Annotated in this window: 6 protein-coding genes; 4 read left to right on the forward strand and 2 right to left on the reverse strand. The window is 74.5% G+C overall.

Features of this window, described 5'->3' with window-relative positions:
- Positions 1 to 10: 10 nt before the first annotated feature.
- The 3 genes from ACZ4Z5_RS06830 to ACZ4Z5_RS06840 are packed head-to-tail and all read left to right on the forward strand — an operon-like array spanning position 11 to position 7,598.
- Positions 11 to 1,171, forward strand: coding sequence for an ATP-binding protein (locus ACZ4Z5_RS06830; RefSeq protein ID WP_468257643.1), 1,161 nt, complete (start codon positions 11 to 13; stop codon positions 1,169 to 1,171).
- Positions 1,168 to 5,535: a DUF5682 family protein gene (locus tag ACZ4Z5_RS06835; RefSeq protein ID WP_468257646.1), complete on the forward strand. Its 4,368-nt coding sequence runs from the start codon at positions 1,168 to 1,170 to the stop codon at positions 5,533 to 5,535. Before ACZ4Z5_RS06830 ends, ACZ4Z5_RS06835 begins: the two co-directional genes overlap by 4 nt.
- Positions 5,532 to 7,598, forward strand: coding sequence for a hypothetical protein (locus ACZ4Z5_RS06840; RefSeq protein ID WP_468257648.1), 2,067 nt, complete (start codon positions 5,532 to 5,534; stop codon positions 7,596 to 7,598). The genes ACZ4Z5_RS06835 and ACZ4Z5_RS06840 overlap by 4 nt, the downstream gene beginning before the upstream one ends.
- A gap of 404 nt (positions 7,599 to 8,002) precedes the next feature.
- Here the strand turns inward: ACZ4Z5_RS06840 and ACZ4Z5_RS06845 are convergent, their stop codons facing one another.
- Both ACZ4Z5_RS06845 and ACZ4Z5_RS06850 read right to left on the reverse strand, forming a co-directional pair.
- Entirely contained in the window at positions 8,003 to 9,082 is a 1,080-nt protein-coding gene (locus tag ACZ4Z5_RS06845; protein WP_468257651.1) for a PP2C family protein-serine/threonine phosphatase, read from the reverse strand.
- Between the two features lie 215 nt (positions 9,083 to 9,297).
- Positions 9,298 to 10,095, reverse strand: coding sequence for an HAD-IIA family hydrolase (locus tag ACZ4Z5_RS06850; RefSeq protein ID WP_468257654.1), 798 nt, complete (start codon positions 10,093 to 10,095; stop codon positions 9,298 to 9,300).
- Between the two features lie 334 nt (positions 10,096 to 10,429).
- Here ACZ4Z5_RS06850 and ACZ4Z5_RS06855 point away from each other — a divergent pair.
- Positions 10,430 to 11,323 (forward strand): Hsp70 family protein (locus ACZ4Z5_RS06855; protein WP_468257657.1); only part of this gene is annotated, 894 nt, incomplete at its 3' end.

Consider the following 11,323-nt stretch of genomic DNA (forward strand, 5'->3'; position numbering starts at 1 on the left):
CGCCCGCCCGATGACCGTCACCGAGCAGACCGCCGCCGCCCCCGAGCGCCAGGTACTCCCCGCCGAGGAGCGGTACGCCGCCGAACTCGCCTTCCTCGCGGCCCAGGACACCGGCCCCCGCCCGCCCGGCTGGGCGCTCACCCCCCGTGCCGTGGTCACCTTCGTCTGCGGAAGCGACGGCGAGGAGCTGACCCTGCCCAAGCGCCGCGCCGGACTGCCCACGAAACTGGTCATCACCCCGAAGTTCGTCGGCGAGCGCGCCCTCGTCGAGCGCTGTGTGGTCACGCTCGCCGGTGAACGCGGCCTGCTGCTCGTCGGCGAGCCCGGCACCGCCAAGTCGATGCTCTCCGAACTGCTGTCGGCGGCCGTCTGCGGCACCAGCGCCCTCACCGTCCAGGGCACCGCCGGCACCACCGAGGACGCCTTCCGCTACGGCTGGAACTACGCCCTGCTGCTCTCCCAGGGGCCCACCTCGCAGGCGCTGGTCGACTCGCCGGTCCTCACCGCCATGCGCACCGGCAGGGTCGCCCGTATCGAGGAGATCACGCGCTGCCTGCCCGAGGTGCAGGACGCCATGGTGTCCATTCTGTCCGACCGTCGGGTCGCCGTCCCCGAACTCACCGCCACCGAGGACGCGGTGGTCTCCGCGGCACCCGGCTTCACCGTGATAGCCACCGCCAACCTCCGCGACCGGGGGGTCTCCGAGATGTCCGCCGCCCTCAAGCGGCGCTTCAACTTCGAGACCGTGCAGCCGATCGCCGACGCCGACGCCGAGGCCACCCTGATCCGCCGTCAGGCGGTCGCCGCCGTGCAGCGCGCCGGCGCCGAGTTCGGCGTCGACGACGCGGTACTGGACGCCCTCGTCACCGTCTTCCGCGATCTGCGCACCGGCCGCTCCGCCGAGGGCTGGGACGTGGAACGCCCCGGCACGGTGATGTCCACCGCCGAAGCCGTCCAGGTCGCCGCGTCCCTCGGCGTCGCCGCCGCCTATCTGCCCGGCGGCGACGTACTGGACCTGCTCCCCGGACACCTGCTCGGCGTCGTGCGCAAGGACGACCCCGCCGACCACGGCCGGCTGCTCGGCTACTGGGACGGACCGGTCCGCCGCCGCGCCGAGGACGGCTCCCCGATGTGGCGCCGCCTCTGGGACCTGCGCGGGAGCCTGCGTTGACCGTCACCGACAGCCCGGCGGCAGCCCCGCCGGCCAACGGCCCCGGCGGCGCAGCCGATCCCCGCACGGCCGTGGACGCGCTCGGCGCGTCCCGCCGGCCGTACCTGCTGGGCGTACGCCACCACAGTCCCGCGCTGGCAGCGGTCGTCCCCGCCCTCCTGGACGCGTCGGGCGCGGACGTCGTCTGCGTCGAACTGCCCGCCGACTTCCAGGACTGGCTGCCGCACCTCGCCGACCCGGAAACCCACGCACCGGTCGCCCTGGCCGGCACGGGCCTCGACGGACGGCTGGCTTTCTACCCCTTCGCCGACTTCTCCCCGGAACTCGCCGCGATCCGCTGGGCCCGCGAGCACGGGGCCGAAGTGCTCTGCTGCGACCTGCCGCTGACGGACCGGGGCTGGTCCCCGTCGGAGACCCCCGGGGAGGGAACGCCGCAGGAGCACTCCGAGCCGGCCGCCCCTCGCGCGACCTTCGCCGACGCACTCACAGCGGCGGGCACCGGACGCGACGGCGAGGACCTCTGGGACCGCTCCGTCGAGGTGCTCGCCCCCGGCTGCCCACCGGAATCGGTCCGTCGCGCCGCCCTCGGCGTCGGCTGGGCCCTGCGCCAGGACGCCGCGGCCGGCGACGGCATCCCCGCCACCGACCTGGCCCGCGAGGCCCACATGCGCGGCGTGATCGCCGCGGCGGCGGCCGAAGGCAACACGGTGGCCGCCGTCATCGGCGCCTTCCACGCCCCGGCGCTGCTCCTCGACGCCATCGGCCGCCCCCACCCGGGCCCCACCACCGATGCCCTCCCGGCAACCGCTCCGGCTCCGGTCGGCCCCGACACCGCCCACCCCGACGGCACGGACGCGGGCCCGTCCGCATCCGGCCAGGGCGATGTCGCTTCCGGGGGTGGCTCGCGTGTCGGGGGAGTGGTCGGTGAGGCTGTCGGCGGTGGTGTCGGCTCGGCTGTGTCCGCTGGAGTGGAGGCGACAGTTTCCGGTCCAGGGGAGGCTTCCTCGGGCGGTGGCCCGGGTGTCGGGCGAGTGCATGCCGGTGAGGCTGCTTCGGCTCGTGGCGGCGTGGGCGCGTCGGATGACGCCGGGGCTGCTTGCGGCCCGGGCGACGCCTCGTCCGGCTGCGGCGACGGGGGCGGTGGGGCTCTCGGCGCCGGGAGCGACCGTGCCGACGGGTCGATCGGCTCCGGGTCGATCGGCTTCCATGCGGTCGATGCCGCCCCGGACGGGGAGCCCGGCGTCGACCTGGCCGTCACCGGTCAGGCCGTCGCCGGCCGGGCCGGGGCCGGTCAAGCCGAGCCCGCAACGGGCACCGAGACGGCTGATCGCGCGAGCATCGTCGTAGATGCCGACCGCGGTACCGGTGGCACGGACCCGCGGGACGCGGGCAGCGCCGGTGGCGGTTCCGCCGGAGCACGGGCGGTGGCGGCAGCCGCCGACGGGGGCGCGGCCGTGACCTCCCTCGTGCCGTACTCGTTCGATCTGCTCGACGCCCGCTCCGGCTACCCGGCAGGCATCCGCGACCCGCTCTGGCAGCAGGCCGTGCTGCACGCCGGCGGGGACCCGGAGCGGCTCCGGGACGCGGCCTCGCACGCCGTCACGGGCGTCTGCCGGGAGCTGCGCGCAGCCGGGCACACCGCGGGCACCGGTGAAGCCGCCGAAACGCTGCGGCTGGCCTGCGACCTGGCCCGGCTGCGCGGGCTGCCCGCACCCGGCCGGGGGGAACTGCTGGAAGCCGTCACCACCGTGCTCGGACAGAGCGAGCCGCTCGGCCGGGGCCGGGCACTGGCCCGCGCCCTCGAAGCCGTCATGATCGGGACCGGCCGCGGGCGCATCTCGCCGCGCAGCCCGCGGTCCGGTCTGGGACCGTCCGTGGAAGCCGAACTGACCGCGCTGCGACTGCCGTCCCCCGAGGACCCCGAGCCGCGCGAGGTGCGCCTCGACCCGCTCCGCTCGGAACTGGACGGCCGCCGCGAGGTGCTGCTGCAACGTCTGCTGGTGCTCGGGGCCTCGTACGGCGAACCCGCCGCCGTCGCCGGTACCGGCGACGGCACCGCCCTCGGCACCAAATGGCGGCTGTCCTGGACGCCTTCCGTGCCGGCCCGCCTCGACCTGGCCGGGGTACGCGGAGTGAACCCCGCCCAGGCCGCGGCCGGCACCCTGCGCGAAACGGCCCGCCGCGAAGCCGCGGAGGGCGGGCCGACCTGCGCCCAGATCCTCACCGGGCTCGCCGCGGCCGCCCGCTGTGACCTGCCCGAACTGGTGACCGCCCGGCTGACGGAGGCCGCGGCAGTGCTGCCCGGGACGGCGACACTGCCCGAACTCCTCGAAGCACTCGACCTGCTGGAAGCCCTCCATCGCGGCCATCTCCCCGGAGCTTCCGCCGAGAGCCGAGCCGCCGCGACCGAGCTCGGTGCCGAACTGCTGGATGCAGCGGTCCGTGCGCTGCCCGGCCTGGCCGGCAGCGACGATCCCGCGGAGGCCGCCGCTCTGGTGGCCCTCGCCGACCGGGCCGCCGCCCAGCACCTGGGCCTGCGCATGGACGAGGCCCTGCGCGACTTGACCACGACCGGGTCACCGCTGATGCAGGGCGCCGCCCTCGCCGTACGGGTGCTGCTGGACCTCGACGCCGCCGCCGGTCTCGGCGACCGCGCCGCCGGATGGATCGACACCGCCGGGACACCGGAGAGCCGGCGCAAGCTGACACGCCGCCTCAGTGGGCTGCTCGCCGCCGCGGGCCCGCTGCTCCAGTCCTCGCCGGCGGCGCTCGACCCCCTGCTGGACCGGGTGGAGAGCCTCGCCGACCAGGAGTTCCTGGACCGGCTGCCGGCCCTGCGAGGGGGATTCGACACGCTCGCACCCGCCGCCCGCGACCGGCTGCTGCACACCGTGACGGAACGCCTGGGCGACCGGATCGACCTGTCGCTCGACGCGCCCCCCGCCCTGCTCGCCCTCTGGGCCGCCGCGGACGCCGCCGGGCTCGCCGCGCTCAAGGGACTGCCGCTGCCGGGCCGAGACGACCCGTCGGACGGGGACACCGCGAACGGGGACACCACGAACGGGGACACCGCGTCGGACGGGAACACCGCGTCGGACGGGAACACCCCGCACGACCGCGACACCCCGCACCACCACGGCACCTTGCCGGAGTCCGGCGCACCGGCCGGTACCGGGAGCCCCGCGGCCGACGGCGAAGGGCCCGTCCGTAAGGCCCTCGCGCGGAGCGGGCAGCGGTTCACCGCGGCCGACCGATGGCGGCTGCTGCTCGGCCGTCAGCAGGACCGGCTCCCCGCTGACGCGCGGCGCTACGCCCGTGCCCTGGACGAGCTGTACGGCGCCGGGCGCGGCGAGGGTGCCTCCGACGTGGGCCGGGGCGGCGGCGCCGACAGCGGAGCCGGCGGAGGGCAGGGCGCCTCCTACCCGACGGCCCGCGAATGGGCCGAGGAACTGGAGGCACTGTTCGGCGCCGACGTACGGGAGGAGGTGCTGGCGGAGGCCGCAGACGCGGGCCGCACCGACGTACTGGCGCAGCTCGACCCCGCCGCCGTACGGCCCTCCGTCGAACTGCTCACCTCCGTGCTGTCGCTGGCCGGAGGCATGCCGGAACAGCAACTCGCCCGGCTCCGGCCCCTGGTCCGGCGGCTGGTCGACGAACTCGCCAGGGAACTGGCCACCCGGCTGCGCCCCGCGCTGTCCGGCCTCGCCGCCCCGCGGCCCACCCGCCGCCCCGGCGGACGGCTCGACCTGCCGCGGACGCTCCGCGCCAACCTCGCGCACACCAGGCGGCGCGACGACGGGGGCGTGCTGGTCGTCCCGGAACGCCCGGTGTTCAGCACCCGGGTGAGCCGGGAGGCGGACTGGCGCCTGATCCTGGTCGTCGACGTCTCCGGCTCCATGGAGGCCTCGGTGGTCTGGTCCGCGCTCACCGCTGCGGTCCTCGGCGGGGTGCCGACGCTGTCCACGCACTTCCTCGCCTTCTCGACCCAGGTCGTGGACTTCACCGACAGGGTCGACGATCCGCTCTCGCTGCTGCTCGAGGTGCACGTCGGCGGCGGTACGCACATCGCGGCGGGCCTCGCCCACGCCCGGTCGCTGATCACCGTGCCGAGCCGCACCCTGGTCGTCGTGGTCAGCGACTTCGAGGAGGGGTATCCCATCGGCGGCCTGCTCGGCGAGGTCCGTGCCCTCGCCGCCTCCGGCGCGCACCTGCTGGGCTGCGCCGCTCTCGACGACACGGGCACACCCCGCTACTCGGTCCCCGTCGCCCGGCAACTCGTCGCGGCCGGAATGCCGGTGGCCGCCCTCAGCCCCCTCGCCCTCGCCCGATGGGTGGGCGACCGCCTCCGTGGAGAACACCGTTGACCGCCGACTCCGTCCCCGACTCCGCCGCCACGGCCGGAGCCCTGCTTCCGCCGACGGCCCCCGAAGTCGTCGCCGAAGCCGTCGAGAACCTCACCGCGAGGCTGCGCAGGAAACTGGACGCCGCCATCGAGGGCTGTGCCGCGGGTGCGGTCCCCGGCGAGGACGGCAGCGTGACGATCCGTTTCGGCGAGGACGCCGTGGTCACGCTGCGGCCCGGTCCGTCGGGCGCGGTGACGACGGCCGAACAGGCCGTCTGCAGCTGCCTGCTGGCACCCCGCTGCCTCCACCGCGCCGCGGCGCTCGGAGCCGCCCCGATCGCCGATCCGGCTCCGATTGACGATCCGGCTTCGCTCGCCGAGCCGACGTCGCTTGCCGATCCCGCTCCGGCCGCTTGCGCCGACCCGGCCGTCGGGTCCACCGAGCCTTCCCCCGACCGGGCCGCTTCCGACGAGCCGACGGGACCGGCCGAACCGCCGCGCGGGTCGGCCGAACCGCCGGGCGGACCGGCCAGGGGAGCCGGTCCGGGACGATCACCGGCCGGAGCAGCCGGGACGCCCTCCCCCGTTCCGGCTGCTGACGCCGGACCGGACGCCCCGCCGCTGTCCGCTGCCCGGACCCGCGCCGCGGGCGCGCTCTGGCAGGCGGCGGCCACGGCGCTCGCAGCGGGTGTCGCGGCCGGCGGTGCCGTGGTGCAGGCCGAGTTGCTGCGTGCCGCGCACACCGCCCGTCTCGCGGGACTGCCGCGCGCCGAGGCCGCGGCCCTGCGCGTCGTACGCGGACTGCGCGCCGCCCGGGATCGCAGCGCCGCCCAGCGGCTGCCCGCACTGACCGAGGCCTTCCGCGAACTCCTGCACACCGCGGGGCTGCTGGCCTCCGGATCCGCCGACCCGGCGCTGGTGGGCACGTCCCGCCGCGCCTACCAGCCGGGGGGAAGTCTCCGGGTCCACGGGTTGTGCCGGGAGCCCGTGCTCTCCGCCACCGGATACGGGGGAGTGGTCACCCATCTCCTCGCTCCGGACGACGCCCGGTTCTCCGTCTCAGACGTCCGGCCCGGCGGCCTGGCTCGGGCACGGGGCGCCGGAGCCGCCTCCGTCGCCCTCGGCGGGGCGGTCCTCGACCACACCGGGCTGTCCCGCGGAGGCCTGCTGATCGTGGGGGCCACGGTCTCCCCTGAGGGGCGCCTCGGCAGCGGACGCGGGGTCCGGGCGACCCCGCTGCGCGGCGTGTCCTGGTCCGAGGAGCCCGCAGCGGCGCTGTTCGCCCGGCCGGCCGCCGAGGCCGTGGCCGCCCAGCTGGACGGTCGCGACGGGGCCGAAGCCATACTGATCGGCTGCGACGTCCTGGTCGTCGGCGCGGCCGGCGAGCATGTGCTGGTCCGTGAGCTGTCGCCGTACGGATCGGAACGGGCCGAGGCACCGCTGCTGAGGCTGCTGCCCGCACACCCCCACCCGGAGCTGCCGCACACCGCCAATCTGCGCCGTATCGCCGCGCACGCCGGTCTCCGGCTCCGAGTCCTGGGCCGCCCCGACCTCGACCGGGCCGCCACGCTGCGTCCGCTCGCGGTCGGTCCGGTGCCCGGTTGCGAGGACACGCTCCGGCTGCCCGACGAATGGCTCGGTCGGGCCGACCTCGGCTACGACCGCCTTCAGGGCGTCCATTTCCCGCCCCGGCCCGCGGATGCCCCACGGGACGTACCGGCGGCCCAGGGCGGGGCTGTGGGCGCGGGCAGTCATCCCGGCCCCGGCCCGGACGTGCTGGCCGACTCACCGCTCTGGCGGGTGCGCCGCCTGATCGAGACCGGCGTCGCCGGCGGCCGGCGCGCGGTCGCCGAGGCGGCTCGCGGAGGGGAGCCGGCCGGTCGGTACGGACCGCTTCGCCGCGCCGGATTCGCCACGGCCGCTGAGCTGGCCACGGACCTCGCCGTCGAGGCGGACCGTCGCCCCCGTGACGTCTTCGGCCGTCTCACCGACCCTTCCGCCGACCGGTACGCCTGGGCCTGGCTGGCAGCCGCGACCCATCTCGCCGCGGCGGAACGGTCCTTGGTGGCCGCGTCCTGGGCCTGAGGGGCCGAGCGGCAGACGGGCCCGGACCCGTCGTCCCTGTGACGCCCCGCCCGGGCGCCCGCGGGAAACGGCCCCGGGCCGGGACTGCAGAGGCGATGCTCGTCGTCCCCGCCTGTGCCCGGCCGGGCGCACGCGGTTCGGGCGGACTCGGATGTGGACCTGGCGCCGGACCTGGACCCGGGTCAGCCGGACGTCGAAGGCGGCGGCGACGGCGGAGGGGGCGAGAGCGGCGGCGGCGATCAGGGAGGCAGGACCCAGGCGAGACGCGGGGGCGTCCAGTCGTGGTGCCTCATGCCGCGCGGACAGCGACGCGGATGCCCGGCTCGACCCACCACAGTGTCGCCCCCACCGTGATCGGGGCGATACTGCCCCCGCGACACCGGGAGGTCATGGCTCCGCCGGGGTCACGGCGCCCCGTCGAGCCGGTCCACCAGAAGCATCGCGGCGTCGTCCGCCAGACGATCCTGGGTGTGGCGCATCAGTTCCTGGTGTAGGTGCCCCAGGAACTCCGGAGGGGTGCAGTCCTGCACCTGCTCCATGATGTCGGCCAGGGCGAAGAAGTATCCGTCGCTGTTGCGTGCTTCCAGCACGCCGTCGGTGTGCAGCAGCAGACGGTCACCGGGAGAGAACGGATGGGCCTCCGGCGCCGGGAGGGGTCCGCTGATGAATTCCTCCAGACCGAGGGGTGGCAGCGGCACGTCGGGCGTCAGTGCCCGGACCTTGCCCTCGCGCAGTACCAGCGGGGGCGGATGGCCACGATTGACCAATTGGATCACTTCTCCGTCCGGCACCTGGGCCACGATGGCGGTGACGAACGTCTCGGCCTGATCAGGCTCCTCGTCCTGACCCGTGCCGCGCGGCATCGCCCGCTCGCGTCGCAGCGCCCACGCGCAGTGGTTGACGACCTCCACCAGGTCGTCCTCGTAGTGGGCGGCCTCGCGGAAGGCGCCCAGCACGGCCGCGGCCGAGCGCACGGCCGACAGTCCTTTGCCGCGTACGTCCCCCACGATGAGCCGGACCCCGTACCGGGTCTGGACGGCCTCGTACAGATCACCGCCGATCTGTGCCCCCTCCTCGGCTGCGATGTACATGCTGGCCGTCCGTAGGGGACCCAGCCGGGACGGCACGGGACGCAGGAGCACCTTCTGCGCCGCCGCGGCGACCCGGCGGAGCTGGTCGAGCTCGCTCTGTCTGCGGCTCTCGACCGCTTGGCTCGAGATGATGCTGGCCGTGGACACCAGGGTCAGAGCCAGCAGATTGGTGTAGACCTGTTGGCTGCCCCATGCCTGGTTGTAGGTCGCGGTGGTCACGCTCACGGCCAGAGCGAACACCACCGCCGCCACGGTGCCCCGGGGGCCCATCGAGACCGCGGCCAGTGCCGGCGTCGCGGTGAGCATCGGGCCCGTGTACAGGAAGTGCAGGGGCGTGAGCTCGATGACCACCACGAGCAGAGCGATCACGAACGGCAGGATCAGCGCGAGCACGAAGAGGACCCGGCCTTGACCTCCTGCTCCCGGTTGCCGTGATGGGCGCAAGAGCCACCGCATGGGTACAGCGTGACGGATCGCGGCTCATTGTTCTACTGCTCGTCGCAACGCCGGAGCCGGAAACGGAAGCTCGTTCACGTCCCCGCGGCAATGCCGGGCCCCGGCTCGTCCGACCGCCCCAGCGGGTCCCCGGCCCGGGCGACCGGAGTCTGTCAGCCCGCCAGGCGATCGAGGAGGTCGGGCACGTCGGCGAAGGAGTCCAGGACGTAGTGCGGTGTGCCGGAGGCCGACCGGTGGGTCTCCGGCAGGTACTTGCCGGTCCTGACGAGCACACCGGTGAGCCCGTGGCGCTGCGCCGCGAGCACGTCCGACTCGATGTCGTCGCCCACCATCAGGGTCTCCTCGGCGCGAGCGCCCAGATGGTCCAGGGCCGTGGCGAAGAACGGCTCGGCGGGTTTGCCGATCACCTCGGCCTCGACGCGGGCCGCGCGCTCCAGACCCAGGAGGAAGGCGCCGGTGTCGAGCTGGAGCCCCTCTTCCGTACGCCAGTACAGGTTGCGGTGCAGGGCGACGAGGCGGGCGCCGCGCCGGAGGTGGGCGAAGGCGCGGTTGAGCGCCGCGTAGGCGAACTCGGGTCCGGCTCCTCCGACGACGACCACATCGGGTGCGGCGGCCGGGTCGTCGGGGTCGACCAGGGTGACGCCCCGCAGGTCCTCGCCGATGTCCCCGCTGTTCAGCAGCAGGCACCGCGCCCCGGGAAAGTGCTCGGCGAGGTACGCCGCGGTCACCGCGGGGGCGGTGAGCACATCGTCCGCGGTGACGGGAAAGCCCGCCCCCGACAGCACGGCGGCGATGGAACCGCGTGTACGGGACGTGGTGTTGGTGAGCAGCGCGAACGGGACGCCCCGCTCCCGCAGCCGCTCGACGGCCTCGACGGCGCCCGGCAGCGGCTTCCAGGACACCGTGAGCACACCGTCGATATCGATCAGGACAGCGCCGACCCGTTGCATGAGCCGACCGTACCGAGAGGCCCCGGGACGGCAAAGCACTCCACGGCACCGGGCGCGGGGCGCCGCCCGGCATGTCGGCCGCGCGCGGTGACCGGTGCGGTGATCGACGAGGGATCAGGCCGGTGTCGCGGGCGGTACTCCCTGCAGTCGTCGACAGCGGCCGTGCGGCGGTGGTCCGAATACGGGTACACATCCCCCCGAAGGGGTCGTCTTGACAGGCGCATCGGTGCGACCTATCCAGATGGTGGAGAGGTTTGCTCCCGAAGCGGGCAGGTGAGAGCGCCGTGAGCCCGGGACCTGCCGGGGAAGCACACCGCAGGCTGAGGAGAAGACCATGGCACGCGCAGTGGGTATCGACCTCGGTACGACGAACTCCGTCGTGAGTGTTCTGGAGGCCGGCGAACCCACCGTCATCACGAACACCGAGGGCGCCCGGACCACCCCGTCGGTGGTCGGTTTCGCGAAGAGCGGCGACGTGCTGGTGGGCGAGGTCGCCAAACGGCAGGCGGTGACCAATGTCGAGCGCACCGTGCGCTCGGTCAAGCGGCACATGGGCGACGCCCAGTGGCGCTTCCCGGAGAGCGGCGACGTCGACGGGAAGCGCTACACCGCGCAGGAGATCTCCGCACGGGTGCTGCAGAAGCTGAAGCGGGACGCCGAGGCCTATCTCGGCGAGGACGTCACGGACGCGGTCATCACGGTCCCGGCGTACTTCAACGACTCGCAGCGCACCGCGACCAACGAGGCCGGGAAGATCGCCGGTCTGAACGTCCTGCGCATCGTGAACGAACCGACCGCCGCCGCGCTCGCCTACGGACTGGACAAGGAGAACGAGCAGACGATCCTGGTCTTCGACCTCGGCGGCGGCACCTTCGACGTCTCGCTGCTGGAGATCGGCGAGGGCGTCGTCGAGGTGAAGGCCACCAACGGTGACACCCACCTCGGTGGTGACGACTGGGACCAGCGCGTCGTCGACCACCTGGTGAAGCAGTTCAGGAACGGCCACGGCATCGACCTGTCCAAGGACAAGATGGCCACCCAGCGTCTGCGCGAGGCGGCCGAGAAGGCGAAGATCGAGCTCTCGTCCTCGACCGAGACGACCATCAACCTGCCCTACATCAGCGCCTCCGAGCAGGGCCCGCTGCACCTGGACGAGAAGCTCACCCGCGCCCAGTTCCAGCAGCTGACCGCGGACCTGCTGGAGCGCTGCAAGCACCCGTTCCACAAC

The sequence above is a fragment of the Streptomyces sp. NPDC030222 genome (genome assembly GCF_055573115.1).